27 protein-coding genes and 1 tRNA gene are annotated in these 21,687 nt (G+C 29.0%); 15 read left to right on the top strand and 13 right to left on the bottom strand.

Annotation, left to right across the window (positions count from 1 at the left end; genetic code table 11):
• The first annotated feature begins 24 nt into the window (after positions 1 to 24).
• Complete coding sequence (locus tag Q0X98_RS01335) at positions 25 to 1,104, top strand: FAD-dependent monooxygenase (protein ID WP_297680686.1); 1,080 nt, start codon at positions 25 to 27, stop codon at positions 1,102 to 1,104.
• 1 nt (position 1,105) lies between these two features.
• On the opposite strand, the gene Q0X98_RS01330 is transcribed toward Q0X98_RS01335, so the two are convergent.
• A complete protein-coding gene (locus Q0X98_RS01330; protein ID WP_297680685.1) occupies positions 1,106 to 1,744 on the bottom strand; it encodes an LON peptidase substrate-binding domain-containing protein in 639 nt (212 codons plus the stop codon).
• A gap of 49 nt (positions 1,745 to 1,793) precedes the next feature.
• Here Q0X98_RS01330 and Q0X98_RS01325 point away from each other — a divergent pair, with 49 nt between their 5' ends.
• From Q0X98_RS01325 to Q0X98_RS01305, 5 genes are all read left to right on the top strand, one after another.
• Entirely contained in the window at positions 1,794 to 2,231 is a 438-nt protein-coding gene (locus Q0X98_RS01325; protein ID WP_297680684.1) for a sulfotransferase domain-containing protein, read from the top strand.
• Positions 2,186 to 2,671, top strand: a complete 486-nt coding sequence (locus Q0X98_RS01320) for a sulfotransferase domain-containing protein (RefSeq protein ID WP_297680683.1) — start codon at positions 2,186 to 2,188, stop codon at positions 2,669 to 2,671. The genes Q0X98_RS01325 and Q0X98_RS01320 overlap by 46 nt, the downstream gene beginning before the upstream one ends.
• Before the next feature lie 37 nt (positions 2,672 to 2,708).
• Positions 2,709 to 2,783: transfer RNA gene (locus tag Q0X98_RS01315), tRNA-Gly, on the top strand.
• A 269-nt stretch (positions 2,784 to 3,052) separates the two neighbouring features.
• On the top strand, positions 3,053 to 3,325 hold the full coding sequence (locus tag Q0X98_RS01310; RefSeq protein WP_297680682.1) for a hypothetical protein: 273 nt from the start codon (positions 3,053 to 3,055) through the stop codon (positions 3,323 to 3,325).
• The gene (locus Q0X98_RS01305) at positions 3,318 to 3,662 is read left to right on the top strand and encodes a 4a-hydroxytetrahydrobiopterin dehydratase (protein WP_297680681.1); all 345 of its coding nucleotides are present in this window, start codon (positions 3,318 to 3,320) and stop codon (positions 3,660 to 3,662) included. Before Q0X98_RS01310 ends, Q0X98_RS01305 begins: the two co-directional genes overlap by 8 nt.
• Here Q0X98_RS01305 and purH read toward each other — a convergent pair.
• The 6 genes from purH to Q0X98_RS01275 all read right to left on the bottom strand — a co-directional run bounded on the left by purH (position 3,652) and on the right by Q0X98_RS01275 (position 10,010).
• Positions 3,652 to 5,187, bottom strand: coding sequence for a bifunctional phosphoribosylaminoimidazolecarboxamide formyltransferase/IMP cyclohydrolase (gene purH / locus Q0X98_RS01300; RefSeq protein WP_297680680.1), 1,536 nt, complete (start codon positions 5,185 to 5,187; stop codon positions 3,652 to 3,654). The genes Q0X98_RS01305 and purH overlap by 11 nt on opposite strands.
• Positions 5,187 to 6,815: a heparinase II/III-family protein gene (locus tag Q0X98_RS01295; RefSeq protein WP_297680679.1), complete on the bottom strand. Its 1,629-nt coding sequence runs from the start codon at positions 6,813 to 6,815 to the stop codon at positions 5,187 to 5,189. Before Q0X98_RS01295 ends, purH begins: the two co-directional genes overlap by 1 nt.
• Before the next feature lie 4 nt (positions 6,816 to 6,819).
• Positions 6,820 to 7,479 (bottom strand): ribulose-phosphate 3-epimerase, encoded by a 660-nt coding sequence (gene rpe, locus Q0X98_RS01290; RefSeq protein ID WP_297680678.1) that lies wholly within the window; start codon positions 7,477 to 7,479, stop codon positions 6,820 to 6,822.
• A gap of 28 nt (positions 7,480 to 7,507) precedes the next feature.
• Positions 7,508 to 7,864 (bottom strand): YggT family protein, encoded by a 357-nt coding sequence (locus Q0X98_RS01285; RefSeq protein WP_297680677.1) that lies wholly within the window; start codon positions 7,862 to 7,864, stop codon positions 7,508 to 7,510.
• A 77-nt stretch (positions 7,865 to 7,941) separates the two neighbouring features.
• Positions 7,942 to 9,750, bottom strand: a complete 1,809-nt coding sequence (locus Q0X98_RS01280; protein ID WP_297680676.1) for a sodium:solute symporter family protein — start codon at positions 9,748 to 9,750, stop codon at positions 7,942 to 7,944.
• Positions 9,750 to 10,010: a DUF4212 domain-containing protein gene (locus Q0X98_RS01275; protein WP_297680675.1), complete on the bottom strand. Its 261-nt coding sequence runs from the start codon at positions 10,008 to 10,010 to the stop codon at positions 9,750 to 9,752. The genes Q0X98_RS01280 and Q0X98_RS01275 overlap by 1 nt, the downstream gene beginning before the upstream one ends.
• Before the next feature lie 111 nt (positions 10,011 to 10,121).
• On the opposite strand from Q0X98_RS01275, the gene Q0X98_RS01270 reads away from it, so the two are divergent.
• Positions 10,122 to 10,766 (top strand): esterase, encoded by a 645-nt coding sequence (locus Q0X98_RS01270; RefSeq protein WP_297680674.1) that lies wholly within the window; start codon positions 10,122 to 10,124, stop codon positions 10,764 to 10,766.
• On the opposite strand, the gene acs is transcribed toward Q0X98_RS01270, so the two are convergent.
• Genes acs through tsaD form a run of 3 tightly spaced genes read right to left on the bottom strand, consistent with a single transcriptional unit; the run spans position 10,763 to position 14,355 of the window.
• Positions 10,763 to 12,853, bottom strand: a complete 2,091-nt coding sequence (gene acs / locus Q0X98_RS01265) for an acetate--CoA ligase (protein ID WP_297680673.1) — start codon at positions 12,851 to 12,853, stop codon at positions 10,763 to 10,765. The two genes, Q0X98_RS01270 and acs, sit on opposite strands and share 4 nt — an antisense overlap.
• 15 nt (positions 12,854 to 12,868) lie before the next feature.
• Positions 12,869 to 13,282 carry an EVE domain-containing protein gene (locus Q0X98_RS01260; RefSeq protein WP_297680672.1) on the bottom strand — a complete coding sequence of 138 codons (414 nt, stop codon included), beginning with the start codon at positions 13,280 to 13,282 and terminating at the stop codon, positions 12,869 to 12,871.
• Complete coding sequence (tsaD, locus tag Q0X98_RS01255; RefSeq protein ID WP_297680670.1) at positions 13,282 to 14,355, bottom strand: tRNA (adenosine(37)-N6)-threonylcarbamoyltransferase complex transferase subunit TsaD; 1,074 nt, start codon at positions 14,353 to 14,355, stop codon at positions 13,282 to 13,284. Before tsaD ends, Q0X98_RS01260 begins: the two co-directional genes overlap by 1 nt.
• A 56-nt stretch (positions 14,356 to 14,411) precedes the next feature.
• Here tsaD and hemC point away from each other — a divergent pair, with 56 nt between their 5' ends.
• The 8 genes from hemC (at position 14,412) to Q0X98_RS01215 (ending at position 18,807) form a co-directional block, all read left to right on the top strand.
• Positions 14,412 to 14,990 (top strand): hydroxymethylbilane synthase, encoded by a 579-nt coding sequence (hemC, locus tag Q0X98_RS01250; RefSeq protein WP_297680668.1) that lies wholly within the window; start codon positions 14,412 to 14,414, stop codon positions 14,988 to 14,990.
• Positions 14,991 to 15,148: 158 nt separating this feature from the next.
• Positions 15,149 to 15,328, top strand: a complete 180-nt coding sequence (locus Q0X98_RS01245; protein ID WP_297680666.1) for a hypothetical protein — start codon at positions 15,149 to 15,151, stop codon at positions 15,326 to 15,328.
• Between the two features lies 1 nt (position 15,329).
• Positions 15,330 to 16,028 carry a uroporphyrinogen-III synthase gene (locus Q0X98_RS01240; RefSeq protein WP_297680664.1) on the top strand — a complete coding sequence of 233 codons (699 nt, stop codon included), beginning with the start codon at positions 15,330 to 15,332 and terminating at the stop codon, positions 16,026 to 16,028.
• Between the two features lie 2 nt (positions 16,029 to 16,030).
• A complete protein-coding gene (locus Q0X98_RS01235) occupies positions 16,031 to 17,116 on the top strand; it encodes a mechanosensitive ion channel family protein (protein WP_297680662.1) in 1,086 nt (361 codons plus the stop codon).
• The gene (locus tag Q0X98_RS01230; RefSeq protein ID WP_297680660.1) at positions 17,113 to 17,403 is read left to right on the top strand and encodes a YggT family protein; all 291 of its coding nucleotides are present in this window, start codon (positions 17,113 to 17,115) and stop codon (positions 17,401 to 17,403) included. The genes Q0X98_RS01235 and Q0X98_RS01230 overlap by 4 nt, the downstream gene beginning before the upstream one ends.
• Positions 17,404 to 17,412: 9 nt before the next feature.
• Positions 17,413 to 18,258: a bifunctional methylenetetrahydrofolate dehydrogenase/methenyltetrahydrofolate cyclohydrolase FolD gene (folD, locus tag Q0X98_RS01225; protein ID WP_297680658.1), complete on the top strand. Its 846-nt coding sequence runs from the start codon at positions 17,413 to 17,415 to the stop codon at positions 18,256 to 18,258.
• An 81-nt stretch (positions 18,259 to 18,339) separates the two neighbouring features.
• Positions 18,340 to 18,543, top strand: coding sequence for a hypothetical protein (locus tag Q0X98_RS01220; RefSeq protein ID WP_271483938.1), 204 nt, complete (start codon positions 18,340 to 18,342; stop codon positions 18,541 to 18,543).
• Between the two features lie 3 nt (positions 18,544 to 18,546).
• Positions 18,547 to 18,807, top strand: coding sequence for an SHOCT domain-containing protein (locus Q0X98_RS01215; RefSeq protein ID WP_297680654.1), 261 nt, complete (start codon positions 18,547 to 18,549; stop codon positions 18,805 to 18,807).
• Between the two features lie 2 nt (positions 18,808 to 18,809).
• Here the strand turns inward: Q0X98_RS01215 and Q0X98_RS01210 are convergent, their stop codons facing one another.
• Genes Q0X98_RS01210 through Q0X98_RS01200 form a run of 3 tightly spaced genes read right to left on the bottom strand, consistent with a single transcriptional unit; the run spans position 18,810 to position 21,660 of the window.
• Complete coding sequence (locus Q0X98_RS01210; protein ID WP_297680652.1) at positions 18,810 to 19,853, bottom strand: MBL fold metallo-hydrolase; 1,044 nt, start codon at positions 19,851 to 19,853, stop codon at positions 18,810 to 18,812.
• Between the two features lie 33 nt (positions 19,854 to 19,886).
• Positions 19,887 to 20,948 carry a PQQ-dependent sugar dehydrogenase gene (locus Q0X98_RS01205; protein WP_297680650.1) on the bottom strand — a complete coding sequence of 354 codons (1,062 nt, stop codon included), beginning with the start codon at positions 20,946 to 20,948 and terminating at the stop codon, positions 19,887 to 19,889.
• A gap of 1 nt (position 20,949) precedes the next feature.
• Entirely contained in the window at positions 20,950 to 21,660 is a 711-nt protein-coding gene (locus tag Q0X98_RS01200; protein ID WP_297680648.1) for an SDR family oxidoreductase, read from the bottom strand.
• Positions 21,661 to 21,687 lie beyond the last annotated feature (27 nt).

The raw sequence follows: 21,687 nt of genomic DNA, 5'->3' as shown, positions 1-21,687 counted from the left end.
TTTATTGTTAAAATTAAAAATATTATGACAGTTTGTATACTTGGTAATAGCTTAACAGCCTTAACTTTAGCAAAAACGCTTGTTAACTCTAAAATTAATGTTGATCTATTTTTTTATAAAAAAAATTTTAATATAGATGAGTCCAGAACCATTGGCATCGCAAGGAATAACATCAATTTTTTTAATAATAATATAATTAATATTGATAAGATTATTTGGAAGTTAAAAAGAATAGAAATCTTTTCTGATAATTTAAAAAAAGAAAGACTAATAAATTTTAAAGCAAATGAAGATCATCTTTTTTCAATAGTAAAGAATAATAAATTGTATCAATTATTAGAGAAAGATTTGTCAAAAAATAAATTTTTTAAGTCAAAATTTTCAAATCAAAAAAATATATCTTTTTTAGATAAATACGAACTTATAATAAATTGTGATTCTACAAATTTTATTACTAATCGATATTTTAGTAAAAAAATAATTAAAAAATATAATAGTTATGCATATACGACTATTATAAAACATGATCAAATTTTAAATGATACAGCTTTTCAAATTTTTACAAAAAAAGGACCTTTAGCTTTTTTACCAATTTCAAATAAAGAAACTTCTGTAGTTTATTCTGTTCATAATTCTAAAAATCAAAAAAAAGAATATATTGAACAATTAATAAAAGATAAAAATTTTAAGTATAAAATTAGGAATATAGAAAAAATTGAAAGTTTTGAGCTAAAGTCATTAAACCTAAGATCTTATTACCATAAAAATATATTAGCATTTGGAGATTTGTTGCATAGAGTCCATCCTCTGGCGGGCCAAGGTTTTAATATGACTATTAGAGATACTAAAATTCTTTTAGAGATTATTAAGAAAAAGTTAGATCTAGGCTTGTCACTAGATGGCTCTGTTAACTCAGAATTCCAAAAAAAAATAAAACATAAAAACTTTATTTTTTCAAGTGGAGTGGACCTAATTCATGAGTTCTTTAATTTTGAGAGACAAATGAAATCTGATCTTTTAAGCAAGTCTGTTAAAATTATTGGTAATTACCCATTTATTAACAAAATGTTTACTAAGATTGCCGATAGAGGTATTTTATTTTAATCTATTGAAGAGTTGTATTGTTAAAAACATCATACGTATAAGTACTCAAAATCTCTGCTATTTTATTTTTTCTCATTTTGAGGTTTTCTGCTTCTAATAATACTTGTTTTTCTTCCAGCGAAAATGGCGAGGCCATTGCTAAAGCATTTATAGTTTCATCTAAACTTTGTTTTTCGAGTTCTTTCCAATTTATTATAAAGCCTCTCTTTTCAAATAAAGATTTAAGATCTTTAAAAATTAATTCTAAATCAGAAAATTTAATTTGTTCTTTTTTATCATTAAGATCTGAATCAAAATCATTAAAATCAACTTCATATTCTCTATATTTTTTATTAGATTTAATTTCTTGGATAAGATTAAATCTAATTAAACCTTTTAATTCAATTGCATATCTCCCATCCTCTGTTTCCTTAAAACTTGTTATTTTTCCCATACAACCAACTTTGTGCAAAACAGGAGGCGTGTATTCATCAATTAATTTTTTGGGCTGAATCATCCCAATAAATTTGTTTGATTTCATACTGTCATTAATCATATCTACATATCTTGGTTCAAAAATATTTAATGGAACAGTTGTTTTAGGAAAAATAATAAAATTACTTAAGGGAAAAACTGGAATTATTTTTGGAAAATCATTCATTGTATATTAATAACAAAAAATTTATTAATCATCTATAGTATTTATTAATATGATATTTTGGATAGCATCATACCCTAAAAGTGGTAACACTTGGTTGAGAACATTGATTAGTGCTTATTACTATTCTAAAGACGGTATATATAATGAAAATTTAATTAAAAATATTGGTCAATTTCCTGAAAAAAAACACTTTCAAGGATTTAATTATTTGTCACAAGTTGCAATTGATACCACTAGATTTTGGTTAAAAGCCCAAGAAAAAATTAATGAAGATAAAAAACTAAGATTCTTTAAAACTCACAATGTATTTGGATCAATTAATGAGACGAAATTTACAAATAAAGAAAACTCCATTGGATGTATTTATATAGTTAGAGATCCTAGAAATGTAATTACTTCTTTAAAAAATCATTATGAGTTAGATTATCCAGACGCATTGTCATGGATGCTAAATCAAAAAAATTTATTCATGATTATGAAAATTTAAGAGAATATGGTGATTTTCAATTTATAAGTTCTTGGGAAAATAATTATAAATCTTGGAAATCTCAAAACGAAATACCAGTGAAAATTATTAAATATGAAGATTTAATGAATAAAACTTATGTAGTTTTTACAGAAATAATTAAGTTTATTAATAAAATAACAAAAGATAGAGAAAAAATTAGTAAATTGAAAATTAAAAATTCTATAAATTCTACATCTTTTCATAAGCTTAAAAACAATGAAAAAAAATTTGGTTTTTCAGAGTCTATTAAATCAAAAAAAGATAATAAACAAATTCCATTTTTCTTTTTAGGACCAGATAATAATTGGAATAAAATTTTAGATGATGAGCTTAAAAATAAACTTAATAAAGTTTTTAATAAAAATTTAAAAGAATTATCTTACATTGAATATCAGCAATATAATTTGTTTCTTGCTTAATTTTAAAAAAGCTACTATTTTCTAATTTATATAATAAGCGGGCATAGCTCAGTGGTAGAGCGTCTCGTTGCCAACGAGAAGGTCGAGGGTTCGACCCCCTTTGCCCGCTCCATTTTAAGATTTAAATGATAAAAAATAAAAATCTTGATATAGAATTTTTTAATTCTAAATTCATAAATCAAAAGATGATAAATCAGATTGAATTTTGTAAAAAATAATTTGTAAGATAATATATTAAAAGAGGCAAAAAAAATTTTAGAGGATTTAAAACCAAAATTTAAAATTCTACTAAATGTTAAAATTAGTATAAAAAGAGGATGTTCAGAATTTTATGATATATTTCCAAAATTTAAAATTATTGACGAAAAAGATAAAGATTTTATGAATTTTAATGACGATTGGAAAAAAATTGAGGAAAATTTCGAAGTAAATGAAAATTTTAATACTATTAAGTTCAACAATTCTATTCCTGGTTTATCAATATCAGATTTTTTAATAATTAATCAGTGGTTGAATTATGCAAAAAACATTGGTGATTTAAGTTATAAAAATGTTGATATAGAATTTTTTAATTCTAAATTTATAAATCAAAAGATGATAAATCAGATTGAATTTCGTAAAAAAGAATTTACAAAACAATATAGTAATGACTGATTTAACAAAAAAAAAATGTGTACCTTGTGAAGGTGGGGTAATTCCTTTTGATATATCTGAAATACACAAATATCAAAAAAAAGTAGATGGTTGGGAAGTTATTAAAAATAATAATGATATTTTTTTTCTATCTAAAAAATTTAATTTTAAAAACTTTTTAGATAGTCAAAGCTTTATTAATCATGTTGGTAAAATCTCTGAAGATGAGGGGCATCACCCAGACATATCATTTGGCTGGGGATATGCAGAAATTAAAATTACAACTCATGCAATAGAGGGATTGTCTGAAAATGACTTTATCTTAGCAGCAAAAATAGATCAGTTAATCAATGCCTAAAATGTCTTGTTCTAGAAAATACTAAAATTGTTCCAGTTTCGTTTGCAAATTTAATTATCTCCTTGTCTCTAATAGACCCAGAGGGTTGTATAACTGCCGTAACACCCGATTGAACTAATTTTTCAATTCCATCTACGAATGGAAAAAATGCATCTGATGCAGCAACGATTTCGTTATTTGTATTCATAAATTTATTCATTTTATTTATTGCAATTTGACAGCTATCCAGTCGACTTGGTTGGCCAGATCCAATTCCTGCTGTTGCGCCATTTGCTGCAAGTACTATTGCATTAGATTTTACGTACCGACAAATATTAAATGCAAAAATAAGATCTTTCATTTGTTTTGAAGTTGGTTTTTTTTTAGAGACAATTTTAAAATCTTTTTTACTAAACTTTTTTAAATCTTCTGTTTGTATTAATAATTCCTCATTAGAGGATACAAATCTTAATATTTCTTTAAAAGAATAATTTGTAGCATCAATTAATCTTAAATTTTTTTTCTTCTTTAATAATTTTAGAGCATCTTTATCAAAACCATTTGCGATAATTACTTCAAGAAATAATTTATTTAATTCTGACGCTAAATTTTTTTTAATTTTAAAATTACATGATACAATCCCGCCAAAAGCACTAATAGGATCACAAGCAAGAGCAGATTTGTAGCTTATAAGAGGATTTGTATTTATTGAAACTCCACATGGATTAGCGTGCTTTACTATGACGGTTCCAATGTTTTTTGGAAGCGATTTTGAAATAGTTAAAGCTGAAAATATATCATTATAATTATTATAACTTAGTTGTTTTCCATGAATTTGATTTAGGTTTAAAGAACTATTTTTTGAATATATTCCACTTTCTTGATGTGGGTTTTCCCCGTAACGGGGAGTTGCAATAAGATTAGTATGAAAAACTTTCTTTTTTGGAAAAATTATATTATTTTTTTTATTAAAATAATCAGAAATAACAGAATCATAATAAGCTGTTTCTGTGAAGGCAATTCTGGATAATTTTTCTCTAAATCTTAAGGATGTAGAGCCTATATTTTCTCTTAATTCATCAATTAGCTCTTCATATTGATTAGATGAAGTAATAACTGTCACATCCTGATAATTTTTAGCTGCTGATCTGACCATTGTTGGACCACCAACATCAATGTTTTCAATTATCTTATTGTGATTATTTGTATTTTTTAATGTTTCTTCAAATGGGTAAAAGTTTACAACCACTAAATCTATATTCTCAAAATTATTATCTTTTAAGTTTTTCAAGTGAACTTTGTTATTTCTTTTGTTTAAAATTCCCGCATGTATTTTGGGATGAAGAGTTTTTACCCTACCTTCTAGAATTTCAGGCGAATCAGTAAATTCTGAAACTTCTAAACATTGAAATTTTAATTTTTTAATTTCTTTATATGTGCCGCCTGAACTAATAATTTTTATATTATTTTTTTTTAAAGATGTAAGAAGTGGCTTTAAATTCTTTTTATCTGATACAGAAATAAGAGCTGTTTTTATTTTTTTCATTAAAGTTTAGTAATTTCCCATTTTATATTTTGAATTTTATCTTTACACACTCCTGATATACATATGTTTTGATTTTCTTTGTATGAATTTTTAATACCTAAATATAATCCATTATCAATGTTTATATCAAAATTTTCACAATTGAATTTCCAACCTTCGTCTCCCAACTCTATTAGGATTGATTTATTATCCTGAGTTTTCATTACTTTTGAGCTTGGATCCAGGTGAAATCTTATATCAAATTTAATATCTTCAGATTTTTGTTTTCTTAATAATTTATCAAAACCAACAAATTTCATTTGCTCTGGGTAAAATTCTATTTCCCTTTTATGAATAGTTTTAAACTTTTTTAGATAACCATCATGTGACCCTGATATTTTCCAATAATTGTCTTCAAAAACAACATTTTTCTCAATTATTTTAATACTTTCTTTGACCAATATATTTGATTTATTCAATTTTCTATAAGCACAAGAAGAATGATCTTCGATTGTTAAAGTGCTTTGTAAAGCTGTGCTTTTTGAGAGTTTATATAGTTTGTGTTCTTTATTAGCAAAGTAACCAGAGTTTGTTATCAGCTTTTTACCATCTGAGAAAATTTCAAATGAAAGAGCTCCTGATTGATAAAATTTTGAATAATTACCACTAGGACTTTCACCTATATCCATTGTTAATATAATTTTTTTATTTTTAAGAATAGCATAACCAGCAATTTCTTTATTTTCATTTTTAAATACATATCCAAATCTTTTTAGATATTGATCAAACTCATTATTATTGGAAACATAATTGCCGTTAAAAAGAATATCTTGATTAATGTTTTGCCAAATAAAAGCATAATTTTGGCCAAGATAATATATTATTTCATCAATATATTCCGGAATTGTGTTTTGTGACTCTTTAAACCACTCTCTAATAATTATAAAATATTTTAAGTAAAAAATAAGTTGTTTTATATTTCTAGATTTAGGAAAACCATTATTATTAATAGATGATTTTATTATTTTTTTTAAAAGGTTTAATCCATTATTAAGATATTTGTTATTATCTTTATACGCTAGTCCTGTTAAAATAATAGCCGCACACCCAATAACTTTGTTTTCAACTTCTGACAAATTTTTTATTTCATTTAAAAGATGATTTGTTTGTTTTTGAACACTCTGATTAAATTTTTTTTTGAAATTTTCATCACAATCTTCATAAGTTAATTGATGGTTAGATAACCATGAAATTATTCTTTTGGAAGTAATATCAAAATCCCAACTTTTTTTACTATATTTGTCGTTTTTATTAATCCAATTATTAATAACAGTTTGAGTCATCTTTTTTGATGATTTTAGATCTAAACTAAAGAACCAATAAAAATTATTTAATTTTTCAAATTCATTATAATTTAGATTGTTTTGCCAAATTTCTTCTAAAGCAAAATCTTCAATTTTATATTTTTTTTTTTGATATTTTATTATTGAAGATAGTAGGTGGGGACTTGGTTTATATTCAAAAGTAAGATCATTGGTTATAGAAATTCTTTTATTATAAAAATTAGAGTTTTGATAAAATTCTTTTATATTTTTTTTTAAATCAAAATAAATTTGCCTTAAGCTATTAGTAAAATTATTAATGATCATTAACTTATTTTAATTTTAATAAATCAATATTTTTTTTAATATCTCCATTATTACTTTTGAATACAGTTGTTCCTGAAACAAGTATGTTGGCACCAGCCTCAATTGCTGATTGGCAATTATCAAAATTAATCCCTCCATCAATTTCAATATCAAAAAGCATATTTTTTTCAGATTGAATTTTTTTTAGTTGTTTAATCTTATCCAGGACCTCCGGCATAAATTTTTGACCTCCAAATCCTGGATTTACGCTCATTATTAAAACCAAGTCTATTTTATCAAGGTAGTTTATAATTAGATCAATTTTGGATTTTGGATTAAGTGAGATACCAACTTTTTTATTTAAGTTTTTTATCTTTAAAATAGATTCTTCTAGATTATCTGTTGCCTCAGGATGAATTGTAATAATATCAGCCCCAGCATCTGAATATGCTTCAATGTACTTGTGAACAGGTGATATCATCAAATGAACATCAAATTGAATTGAGCACTGTTTCCTCAAGGCTTTAATCACTGGAGGCCCAATAGTAAGGTTTGGAACAAAATGACCATCCATAACATCTACATGAATCATATCTGCACCACCTTCTTCAAGTCTTTTAATTTCATTGCCTAATTGACTGAAGTCAGCTGATAAAATTGATGGTGAAATTTGTATTTTTTTCATTGATTGCTAAAGCTATTAGTATCAATTTTTAAAATTTAATTGAATTAAATAATTGATAAATTTGTTTGGAAATTTCACTTTCGAGTGGAAAGGATAGCATACCCATTACAGAATAGCCTAAGACCCAAGGCATAAAGTAAAACCTAATCATATAAAAGAACCAAGCAACATATAATGGAACGAGAGGTGCTATAATGAAAGAAGGGGTTATAGGTTTAAATATTTTTAAAAGAGGATTAGTGTATTTTACAAATATTTTCATAAAGAAGAATTCTGAGTCTTCTTTTTGAAAAATATTCATCGCAACTCTTCCTATTAAAGTCCACATAATTACTCCAAGCAGGTAATCAATAAAGTAGACTAAGGGATGAAAATTTGCTGACATTGATAAATTTATATTTGAAAAAAGATTGAATTTAAAGGGGCGAAATTAATCGCCCCTTAAATTAAGATTTGATGGCTCTATTTACCAGTAACAGTTCTACCAGTTGGTATTCGAACTTCATCAACCATTTTTTGAGTTGCTTTATCTGGTGCTTGAGTCATTAAACTCACTACAACCATAGCAACTAAACTAACACCAGCTCCAAAGATACCAAATGTTAACTGAGTAAGTCCTAAGAACCCACTTCCTCCAGTTCGTACCCAAACTAGGTACCAAATAGCAGAAGCAAGACCTAAAACCATACCAGCAATAGCACCTTCTCTGTTAGCTCTCTTCCACCATACACCAAGTACAAGCGGGAAGAACAAACCAGACATCGCAAAGTCAAAAGCCCAGATAACTGAACCCAAGATTCCTTGGATTTCCATTGCTGCAATAGTTGCTCCAGCAAAACCAATTACTACAAGTAATACTCTTGCAACAAGAAGTCTTTTCGCAGTCTCTGCTTTTGGATCTATCATCTTATAATAAACATCATGAGAGATCGCATTAGCAATTGCTAGAATTAAACCATCAGCAGTTGACATTGCAGCAGCCATACCTCCAGCAGCAACCAGTCCTGAAATTACATATGGTAATCCAGCTATTTCTGGTGTTGCTAATACTACAGCTTTACCGCCCATGAAAAACTCGTTTAATTCAAGAGTTCCATTTCCGTTAAAGTCACTGATGAACATCAAATTAGCTTGATTCCAGTTTTGGAACCAATCAATTGATTGAACTTCAGCAAATGATTTACCAATAATACCTGTAGATAAAGTTGGATCAATCAACGACAGTTTAGATAGTGTTGCTAACATTGGCGCAGAAGAATACAGAAGGAAGATAAAGAATAAAGACCAACCCACTGATTTTCTAGCTGCTTTTACACTTGGAGTAGTAAAGTATCTCATCATCACGTGTGGCAATGAAGCTGTTCCCATCATCATCGCTAGTGCTAACGAAATAAACGCCCAAGGCGTTGCATTTACTGCAGAGTGTGCTTTAGTTATTCCAGCTAACCCTTTAGGTACCGTTGCTAGATCAGCAGCAGAGTTTTTAACAAAACCAAACTGTTGTTCTAACTCACCAATTCTAGCTACTTCATCAGCTAACATAAAGTGAGGAAAGAAACCCGCACCCATTTTGTTACTGATCCAAAAAATTGGAAGTAAGTAAGCTATAATTAGTACGATATATTGTGCAACCTGTGTCCAAGTTACCGCTCTCATACCCCCTAACATTGAACAAAGTAAAATACTTATTAGTCCAATATATACTGCGTATTTAAAGTCGATATCTAGAGCAACAGATGCAATAGTACCTGTAGCGTTAATCTGAGCAGTCACATAAGTGAATGATGCAACAGTTAAAACTATTACTGCACATAGTCTCGCTAAATTACCACCGTATCTTGTACCTACAAAATCTGGAACTGTGTAACATCCAAATTTTCTTAAGTATGGTGCTAATAAAGTTGCAACTAATATGTAACCACCAGTCCAACCAACAAGTAGTGCCATATATCCATAACCTTTAAAGTAAATACCACCTGCCATTGCAACGAATGAAGCACCAGACATCCAGTCTGCTGCTGTCGCCATTCCATTGAATACAGTAGGCACTTGTCTTCCAGCTACGTAATACGCATCTGCTTGTGCTGTTCTTGATAGATAACCAATTAATGCATAGATGAATATTGTAAAAGCAACAAAAGCAACACCTATTGCTTTTGCAGACATACCCATCTGTTCACCAATTGCCATTAAGATTATAAAACCTATAAATCCTCCAGTATAGATTCCATAAACTTTTGGCAAATTGTCTATAAATTTACCTTTAATCATTAATCATCTCCTCTTTCGTTGAAGCCGAATTCTTCATCGATTTTCTCTTGCCTATTAGCAAACCAGAAACACAAGATTACAAAAATTCCAAGAGATCCCTGACATGTAAACCAATATGTCCATGGATATCCGAAAGGTCCAGTAACCTCATTCATTTCAGCTGCAAAAAGGAAGATGCCAATTGAGAAAACAAACCAAATTGCCAATGTTACGAATAACAATGACCTGGTTTTTTCCCAGTGTTTTTGTGCGTTTGACATTTATACCTCTCTTTTAGTTATAACTAATTAAAACCATAACCATTCTAAGAGTTTTGAAAAGATGAAAAATGCGCATAATTGGTACTTATTTACTTACTTTTTTGAAGTATAGTGAATAAAAATAAAATTTTTATGCAAAAATATAAACTTTCTTGGAAAGATTTGTCATTTAAAGATTTTAAAGTCTATTTGTTTGCATTGTTTAAAGCGTTCATTCCAAAAAAAAAAATTAAAAATTTAGATGATTTAGAATTCTTCATTCAAACCAAATCAGCATGGGTAACACAGGTTACTTTATATAGTTATTTAAAAACCAGAATGGGAACCAGATATGTCCTTCATTTCGATAATGATGTCTTCATGTCATCTCTTAATATTGCTAAATGGAATATTTATTCTGTAGCTTTACAAGATTTAACTTTTTTTACATTTTCATATTTAAAAGTTAATTTTAATTATCAAGATTTCAATCAAGCTAAAGAAATTTTTAATAAAATTCTAGATGATGAAACATCTAACAAGATGCCACTTGCTGTAATTGAGGATGCAAAAAAAACTTTTGATGAAAGATTAGAAAATTTAGATTGGGAGACTTATTATAAAGATCTTCCTTTTAATCCAAGTGCATTATCATTATACAAGTGGGCACCAATAGCTGAAGAGCTTAAGACCTTAGATAGAAAGATAGTATTAAATTCGATGATCTTAAAGTGGGATATTATTAGAAACGAATTTGAAAAGTTAATAGAATTTTAAATATTTTTTCTATTATCAACTAAACTCTTAACAACGCTTGGGTCAGCTAATGTTGTTGTATCACCTAATTGACCATGTTCGTTTTGTGCAATCTTTCTTAAAATTCTCCTCATAATTTTACCTGATCTAGTTTTTGGGAGTCCTGGGGTAAAATGAATTAAATCAGGAGTAGCAAGGGGGCCAATTTGTTTTCTAACCCATAATTTTAAATCTCTTTCAAGATCACCTGTTTCTCTTTCACCCACATTTAATGTTACGTAGCAATAAAGTCCATTACCTTTAATATCGTGGGGATATCCAACTACTGCTGCTTCAGCAACTTTTGGATGAGCAACAAATGCACTTTCTATTTCAGCAGTTCCTAGATTGTGACCAGAAACAATAATTACATCATCAACTCTACCTGTAATCCAATAGTAGCCATCTTTATCTCTTTTACATCCATCTCCAGTAAAATATTTTCCATCAAATTGTGAAAAATAGGTATCGATAAATCTTTGATGATCTCCGTAGACGGTTCTCATTTGCCCAGGCCATGATTGAGCAATACACAATCTACCTTCTCCTGGACCTTTTATTTCTGCACCTTTTTTATCTACAAGAACTGGTTTTATTCCATAAAATGGTTTAGTGGCGGATCCAGGTTTTAGATCAATTGCTCCAGTTTGAGGAGCGATCATTATTCCACCTGTTTCTGTTTGCCACCATGTATCAACAATTGGGCATTTAGAATTTCCTATAGTTTTATAATACCACATCCAGGCCTCAGGATTAATTGGCTCACCAACTGTACCTAATAATTTTAAGGATTTTCTTGAAGTTTTTTTAACTGGATTATCTCCTTCACGCATTAAAGCCCTTATAGCTGTGGGAGCAGTGTAAAAAGTATTTACTTTATATTTGTCAATAATTTTCCACCATCTTGAGGAATTTGGATAATTAGGTATTCCCTCAAACATAACTGTAGTTGCTCCATTAGCAAGTGGACCATAAATTATATAACTATGACCGGTGACCCATCCAATATCAGCTGTGCACCAGTAAATATCTTTTGGTTTATAGTTAAAAATATATTGATGTGTCATTGAAGCATAAACCATATAACCACCGGTCGTATGTAAAACTCCTTTGGGCTTTCCGGTTGAACCCGATGTATATAAAATAAACAAAGGATCCTCTGCATTCATTTCTTCAGGTTCGCAGTTATTTGAAACATCTTTAATTAAATCGTGATACCAAACATCTCTTTTATTATCCCAGTTGATGTAGTTTCCAGTTCGTTTAACAACAATACATTTTTTAACATTTGGACAACTCTCTAATGCTTCATCCACTGTATATTTAAGTGGAATAGTTTTTCCTCCTCTAACACCTTCATCAGCTGTTATTATATATTCAGACTCACAATCATTTACTCTTCCAGAAATCGAGTCAGCTGAAAATCCACCAAAAATAATTGAGTGGACTGCACCAATACGAACACAAGCTAGCATTAAAATTGCTAGCTCAGGAATCATCGTTAAATAAATTGTAACTCTATCTCCTTTTTTTATCCCCAATTTTTTTAAGCCATTTGCTGCTTTAGAGACTTTTTCATGAAGCTGTTTATAGGATATTTTTTGGCTGTCCTTAGGATCATCTCCAACCCATATTATTGCCGTTTTATCTTTTTTATCTTTTAAGTGTCGATCAATACAATTTGCAGAAGCATTTAAAGTTCCATCTTGGAACCATTTAATCTTAACTTCTTTAGAACTGTATCTAACATCTTTAATTTTATTGTATGGTTTTATCCAAGTAATTCTTTTTCCTTCTTTTCTCCAAAACTCATCATTATTTTTAATAGATTTTAAATATTTATCTTTATATTTAGCTTTTGTAGCTAAACTATTTTTGACCCATTGAGGTTTCGTTTTAATTATAAGTTCTTTTGAATTTTCTTTTGCAACTTTCTTAAAAATTTTTTTTTTAACTTTCGTTTTTTTTGTTACTTTCTTCGTAACTCTTTTTTTAACTTTAGTTTTTTTTGTTACTTTCTTCGTAACTCTTTTTTTAACTTTAGTTTTTTTCTTTTTTTTTATTGGCATGAAATTTTTTTATAATTAAACTTTACTCATGTTATTTAATATTTTCCAGCTTTTAGAGTCTATGGGCATTACAGATAGTCTGCTCTGTTTGATAAGAGCTAAATGGCTTAATTCCTTATGATTTTTGATACTTTCAAGGGTAACAGGTTTGGATAACTTTTCTTTAAATTTTACAGTAACAGCTACAAAACGACCTGATTTATCAGTTTTATCTATGTATGCTTCCTTGATTATCTCTACAATTCCAACTATCTCTTTTCCAATATTTGAATGATAAAAAAAACAAAGATCATTTTTTTTCATACTTTTTAAATTTTTAGCAGCTTGATAATTTCTAACACCATCCCAGGGCGCACCTTTAGCTCCCGCCTTTTTTTGTTGATCAATTGACCACACATCTGGTTCAGATTTCATTAACCAATACTGCATTATAGTCTTACTCCTGCTCCTTTAAGAAATGCTGCTTTTTCATCTAATTGCCATCTTGGTTTTGCTGGATGATCTAAATTATCAAATTGTTTTAATTTAAATTTTTCTAAACCAACCATTGCAATCATAGCTGCATTATCTCCACAAAATTCAATCGGTGGAAATATGCTCTGATAATTTTGTTCCTCACAAAGCTTAATTAACATAGATCTAATTCTTTTATTGGCTGCCACCCCTCCTGCAACTACAAATATTTTTTCTTGTAGATCGTTTTGTTTTTCAAATTCAGAAAAGGCAATCTTAGTTTTTTTATATAAAATTTGTTCAACTGTTTTTTGAAAAGAAGCAGCCAAATCAAATTTTTCCTGATCTGTTTTAATATTTTTTGTTATTCTCAAAATAGCTGTTTTAAGACCTGCAAAAGATAAATTGCATCCTCCTTTGTTAAAAATAGGCTTTGGTAAATCATATTTATTTGGATTACCTTTTTTTGCCAAAACTTCTATTTGTGGCCCTCCAGGAAATTCAATTCCTAAAAGTTTAGCAGTTTTATCAAACGCTTCACCTAAAGCATCATCAATAGTAGTTCCTAATCTTTTATATTTGCCTAAACCTTGAACATTTAAAAATTGTGAATGTCCGCCTGAAATCAATAAAAGTAAATATGGGTAGTTAAGCTCTGAATTCAGTTTTGGACTTAGCGCGTGACCTTCCAGATGATTAACAGCAATGAATGGTTTTTCCAATGCAAAAGCAAAAGCTTTTCCAAAACTTAAACCAACAGACAGGCACACTATTAGACCTGGACCAGCCGTTGAGGCCACTGCATCAATCTCCTCTATTTTTCTACCACTATCATTAATTGCTTTTTTAACAATCCAATCAATTTTTTCCATGTGAGATCTTGCAGCTAGTTCAGGAACAACACCCCCAAATTCTTTATGAACATCAACTTGGCTTGAAACAATATTAGATAAAACTATTGGTATTCCATGTTCATTTTCAGTGATTATTGATGCTGCTGTTTCATCACAGCTAGATTCAATTCCAAGAATTAAGGGTTTTTTACTCATTCAAATAGTTTTTATTAACTGTACAATCTCAATACAAGTAAGAAATATATTTATTTATGAATAAGAAAATAATTATTGGATCTAGAGGCAGCAAGTTAGCATTAATATATGCTCAAAATGCTAAAGATAAGATTGTTCAAAATACAAATTTAAATAATGAAGATGTTGTAATCAAAGAAATAACTACAAAAGGAGATCAAGTTCAAGATATAAGATTATCTGAAGTAGGTGGAAAAGGTTTATTTTCAACAAATATAGAAAAAGAACTTCAAGATAAAAAAATTGATATAGCTGTTCATGCATTAAAAGATATGCCAGCAATTGAAACAGATGGTTTAAGAACTAATGTATTTTTAAAAAGAAATGATCCAAGAGAAATATTGATAACTAATGACAAAAAAAAACTTAAGGAATTAAAAGGTAAAGCTTTAATTGGAACTTCATCTTACCGAAGAGAATTTCAAATTAAAAAAATTAGACCTGACCTTGACTGTAAACTTATCCGAGGCAATGTTGATACCAGAATTAAAAAACTTAATGATGGTTTGTATGATGCAATTATACTGTCTTATGCAGGAATTCAATCTTTATCAATAGAAAATAAATTGCAGAAGTTTTTTCAACTCAAGAAATAATCCCAAGTGCAGGGCAAGGAATTATTTCACTTCAATGTCGAAACGATGATAAGGATGTTATTTCAATTTTAGATAAGGTTAATGATCAAAAAACATTTTTAAGAGCAGCTGCTGAAAGAAATGTTCTTAAAGTTTTAGAAGGTGATTGTGAAACAGCTGTGGGGGCTCATTCTATTATTCAAGGGGATGAAATTGTTTTAGAAGCAGAGCTTTTTTCTTTAGACGGTAGTCAGAGATTTTATGAAAAAAAATCTTCAAAAATTGAAAATGCAGAAGAACTTGGTAAAGAGGTTGGGCAAATATTGAAAAAAAAATCAAATAATTCTTATAAAAAATAATATGCACATTTTATTAACTAGACCCTTAGAAGATTGTTCAGAGATGATTGTAAAATTTAAATCGCTAGGAAACCAAGTATCACATCTTCCATTATTAAGAATAGATAAGGTAAATTATGAACAGATTAATTTTTCAGATTTTAAAGGGATTATCTTCACAAGTGCAAATGCTGTAAGATTTTTAAATCACAAAAGTATTGATAAAAATATTTTATGTTTCTGTGTTGGAAGTGCTACCGAGAATGTAGCTAGAAGTGTTGGTTTTCAAAATGTAATTGCAGCCGAGGGTAACGTTGAAAATTTAAAAGAGTTAGTTTTTCAGAACTTCAATCAGAAAGATGGATCTTTAGTTTATATAAGCGGTGAAACAGTTTCAGTTGATCTTGATCAGCAACTATTGAAAGAAGGATACGATATAAAAAGAATTATTAATTATAGGACTACTCATAACCAAAACTTTGATGATAAATTTGTGAGTGAATTAATGCTTAAATTGCCAGACATTGTTTATGTTTATTCTCAAAATAGTGCCCTAAGTTTACTAAATTTTATCAAAATACATCAGTCCGAAAATCTTTGGATGGATACGAACTTAATGTGCATTGGTGAAAAAACCTCGTCAATATTGAATGAAATTAAGTGGAAAAAGATATTTCTTTTTAATCCTGGAGAAGAAGAGTTTTTGTTATATAAAATTTAACTATGCAAATAATAAACAATTTTTCTGACATATTTTCTTCAGTCTGGAAACAAGGAATTCTTGGTGTTGATATTTTCCAAATATTAATTGGAATTGGAATATTTTTTATTTTTTTAGTTTTTAGAGGCTTAATTAGTAAGCTTATTATTAAAAAATTAGAAATAATTTCGAAAAGAACAACCAATAAATTAGATGATACTTTTGTTCATGCCTTAGTTGGACCTGCAAGATTTTTACCAATTGTTCTTGGATTTTTTATTGCGAGTTATTACATGACTTTTTCAAGTGAAGGTCGAGAGGTTGTAGACACTATTAACAGAACGTTAATTACAATATTAATATTTTGGGTTATTCATCAAATCATTGAACCCATTTCTTACATTTTAAGTGGACTAGATAAACTTTTAACTAGAGAGTTAATTGGATGGATTATTAAATCTCTTAAAATTTTAATTTTTATATTAGGGCTTGCGGCAGTTTTGGAATTATGGGGAATAAAGATTGGACCAATTATTGCAGGGCTTGGCTTATTTGGTGTGGCAGTTGCATTGGGTGCTCAAGATTTATTTAAAAATTTAATTTCAGGAATTTTAGTATTAGTTGAAAAAAGATTTAAGATAGGTGATTGGATCGCTGTTGAGGGTATTATAGAAGGGATTGTTGAGAAGATTGGATTTAGATCAACAACAATTAGAAAATTTGATAAGTCACTAGCGATTATTCCTAATTTTCAATTTGCAGAAAACGCTGTTGTAAATGTGAGCGAAACTTCAAATTGGTTGATCAGTTGGATAATTACTCTTCAATATGACACAACAGTTGATCAGTTAAAGACAGTTAGAAATGAAATTGAAGCATACATTAATAAAAGTGACGACTTTGATGTAAACGTTGGTGTTGCAGTTAGAATTGATAAATTTTCTGATAGCTCTATTGATATGTATGTCCGATGTTTTACAAAAACTAACAGTTGGAATGAAATGCTTTCTGTTAAAGAAAGACTTGCAATTGAGATTAAGCAAATCGTAGAAAACAATAAAGCAGCTTTTGCTTTTCCAAGTCAGTCGATTTATATCGAGAAAAAATGATAGCGATTTTTTATTTAGTTTTACAAATTTTAAAACTGTATTCTTATGTCGTTATAGCAAATGTCTTAATAAGCTGGTTGATTGCTTTTAATGTTTTAAACACACAAAATAGATTTGTTTATTCAATTTTAGAAATGACATATCGATTAACTGATCCAATATTATACAGAATTAGACGTTTTTTACCTAATTTAGGCTCACTTGATATATCCCCAATAATTCTTCTTTTATTGATTTGGTTTATTGAAATGTGTATGAAGCTCTACATTGCCCCAATGATTTTTTAGGAAATATTTATGATTTTAATAGATGGAAAAAAAATAGCTGCAGAACTAAGAGAAGAGCTTAAACAAGAAGTAGTAGAGTTAAAAACTAAATATAACAAAGTTCCTGGGTTAACTGTAATTTTAATTGGAGATATGGCCCCAAGTCAAATTTATGTTCGAAATAAAGAAAAATCAGCAAATGAAGTAGGTTTAAAATCTGAAGTGATTAGATATCCAGATACAGTTGAAGAAAAAACTATTTTAGAAAAAATTGAAGAACTAAACAATGATGAAACTATATCAGGAATTTTAGTTCAACTTCCGCTTCCAAAACACATTGATAAACAAAAAGTAATAGAAACAATTGCTCCATCAAAAGATGTGGATGGTTTTCATCCAATGAACGTTGGAAACTTATCTTCAGGTTATGAAAGTTCAGTGCCTTGTACTCCACTTGGATGTTATTTAATGATTAAAAAAATTGAACCAAATTTAAGTGGTAAAAAAGCAGTTGTAGTTGGAAGATCAAATCTAAACGGCAAACCAATGACACAGCTTCTTCTTAAAGAAAATTGTACTGTTACAATTACGCATTCAAGAACAAAAGATTTAAAAGCTGAATGTTTAGAAGCTGACATTATAGTTGCAGCTGTGGGTATTCCAGAGCTTGTAAAAGGGGATTGGGTTAAAAAAGATGCTATCGTAATCGATGTCGGGATTAATAAAACAGAAAATGGTTTAGTGGGTGATGTTGCGTTTGATGAAGTTTCAAAAGTTGCTAAGGCACTTACGCCTGTTCCAGGTGGAGTAGGACCTATGACAATTGCTTGTTTATTAAAAAACACAATAGATTGTTTTAAAAGATCACAAAAATAAACACTTTTTCGTTAACAAGTTTTATTGTCTCAAATTGATAAAACTTAATTAATTTCTTTTTTTATTTGATAAAGTTTTCTAATGAAAAAACCCCCCTATGAATATCGAATTGGATTGATAATGATATTATTAACAGCTGTTCCAATAGGCGCAACTCAGTTAGGCTGGTATTTGTATGGAAAACAAGTTGGTTTTGATTTTGGTATGATAGCTGGAACTTTCTCTGTAATTTTAGCAGGGTACCTTATGTATCAAAAAGGTTGGCGTGATGAGGATGAGGATTAATTTATGGAAAAGATAATATTTTTTGGATTGGCGCTACCCATACTTGGTTTTGTGATTTATTTAGGTGGAACTGCAATTATGAAAGGTTTTAAAGCTAAAGTTGAGAATAGACCTGAAAAACCTGAAGAAGAGGAACAAATAGATCAGCAACCAAATGTGGATAATCTTAGTAATGAAATCACAAAGTTAAATGAATTACTCCAAAGTGGTGTGCTTACTCAAGAAGAATTTGAAAAGGCAAAAAAAAAATTATTAGATAACTAATTTTAATCTAATATTTTTTTTATAGAGTTAATTTCTCCAATTTTAAAAGTTATAGCGTCTTCTTTTTTAAAACCAAATTTTTGAGCATTTTCTTTAAATCGAATAAGTGGTTCCATTACAGGCTCAAGAGACAAAACAAAAGTTCCCCAGTGCATTCCCAATACTTTTTTACTTTTTAAATCTTGTGCAACATTAAGGGCCTCCTCAGGAGTGGTGTGATAAATAGATTTGTCAAACATTGGTCTAAAATCATAAGCGCCAATATTAATCATTGTAATATCGATTGGGCCATATTTTTCACCAATCTCTTTATAAATATTTCCATAACCTGTGTCACATGCAAATAAAATTTTTATATTCTTATATTGAATTAAAAAATTGCCCCATAAAGTTTTGTTAGTATCAGTTAGACTTCTTTTCGACCAATGTACTGCTGGTAAGAAAGTTATTTTTAAATGATCATTAATTTTAATTTCCTCATACCAATCCATTTCATTTACATCTTTGTATTTTTTAAAATATTTTCCTAGTTTTAGAGGAAGTAAAACCTTTGCATCTTTATAAGGAAATCTTCTAATGGTTGACATATCTTGGTGGTCATAATGATTGTGAGTAAGCAGAAATACATCTGTTTTTGGAATATCTTTTAATTGAATAGCTGGCTCAACATATCTTTTTGGACCAAATATCAAAGGTCCTGCGTTTTTTGAAAAAACTGGGTCTGTAATAATTGTTGTTTCACCTAATTTAATTAAGAAGGTAGCATGTCCTATCCACGCAATATAATCATCATCTTTAAATTTCTCTAAATTTTCTTTAACAATTTTTTTATCAATGACATGATCTTTTGGAACAGTGATATCAATTTTCTTTTTTTCTTTAATAAATGTTCTATAGGAAAATTTTACATCATTTGTTCTAACTGGAGATCCCTCAGGATTCCTAAAGGTTCCATCTGGCAAGTGATGATAAGGTAGTTTTTCCATTGCAATTAGCTCTATATTAAAAAAAAGAATGATAAATAGAAATGATATTAATTTTTTCATTATTTCTTTTAAAATCTTTCTCAAGTTTAGTTGTTAGTTTTTTTCCATTAGCCATAAAGCTCTTTCTACTAAAAAATAAATTTTTCCATTATCTGGATGAACTTGAATGTCTCTAATTCTTCCAATTTTATTTTTAAAAATAATTTCTTCTTTTACGTTTGATAAATCATTAAAGATTAATTTTCTTAATGATTTGTCTTTTAGTGAAGTGATTAGGGCATGTCCATTCCACTCACTAAATTCTTCTCCTTTATAAATTGTGATTGCGCTAGCTGCAATTGAAGGCACCCAGTATTGAATAGCTTTAGTAAAGCCAGGCTTCCATTTTGGCCCAATCTTACTACCTGAATAGTTTTTTCCACCCCATCCTAATATCTTCCAACCATAGTTTTCACCTTTTTTAGCTTCACCAAACCAGTCACCACCTCTTGCACCATGGTTGCTTAAATAAATTTTTTCATCATAGGGAGATAATGTTAATCCCTGTGGGTTTCTAACACCTATTTGATAAATTTCTGGTAACCAATCAGATTTCCCCTCAAACTTTGGATTATCTTTTGGAATACTACCATCTGTATGAATTCTTATAATGCTTCCAGGATGTTTTGTAGGATCTTGTGCAATCATTCCCAATCCTCTCTCACCAGCGGATGCATAAAGATATTTACCTTTAATCGCTAACCTAGAGCCAAAATGATAGCCCGAGTCTATAGGAGGATTTGCTTGAAATATATTTTTAAATTTTAATTCCTTTTTATTTAATGATGCCTTAGCAATTGAAGTACTTGTTTTTCCATTACCTCTATCTTCAGAATACGAAACCCAAAGATAATTGTCTTGGTAAATAATATCTAATAATCCACCTTGTCCAACATTTAAAAAATTTAAGTTATGTTTAACTTCAAAAGTATTTTTTGAATCAATATTAACTACTTTTATTTTTCCATCTTTCTCAGTTACAATTATTTCATCATTGCTAATAAACGTGGAACCCCAAGGTTCATCTAATTTTGTAACTTTGGTTAAAGAATAATCATCAGAATAACTTACTGAAGAAAAAAAAAGAAAAAAAATTAATAAAAAATATTTTATCACTCTAAGATAGTTTTGATCTACCACCGTCAACTGCAATAATTTGACCCGTTATCCACGAACTGTCTTCAGAAATTAAAAACTTTGCAAGAGACGCAGAATCTTTTCCTTCACCCAATCTTTTTAGTGGATGAGCTTTTGCAATACCCTCTGCTATTGTACTATTTTTTAGCATTGGCTCAGCAATTTTTGATCTTGTTAAACTTGGAGCAATACAATTCACTCTTATGTTTGGGGCAAATTCTGCTGCTAGTGATACCGTTAAACCTTCAACAGCAGCTTTAGCTGATGCAATAATTGCATGGTTTGTAAACCCTCTTTGAGCTGCTACTGTTGAAAATAAAACAATAGAACCCTTGTTTTTTTTTAAACTTTCTTGATATCCTTTTATGGCTTCAACAGCTGAATAAAGATTTAATTTCATACATTTATTAAAATCTTGTTCAGTAACCATTCTTAATGGCTTCAAATCAATTGAACCCACACAGTATGCAATTCCTTTTATCTCAGAAACGTCTGCTTTAACTTTTTCAATAAAACCTTCTTCTAAAACATCAGCAACAGTGAATGTGCAACCTAATTTTTCTGAAATAGAACTTACTTCACTTTCATTTCTTGCAATTAAGTGAATAGCATTTCCAGAATTTTTTAATTGTTCAGCTAGACTTGAACCAATAGATCCTGTCGCACCAAAAATTAGATATTTTTCTGACATAAATTTTTTAATTAGTTATATTTAATT

The organism is uncultured Candidatus Pelagibacter sp. (assembly GCF_943788075.1).
Lineage (GTDB): Bacteria > Pseudomonadota > Alphaproteobacteria > Pelagibacterales > Pelagibacteraceae > Pelagibacter.
The sequence above is the reverse complement of the archived record's forward strand: the minus strand, read 5'-3'. Positions and strand labels throughout refer to the sequence as shown.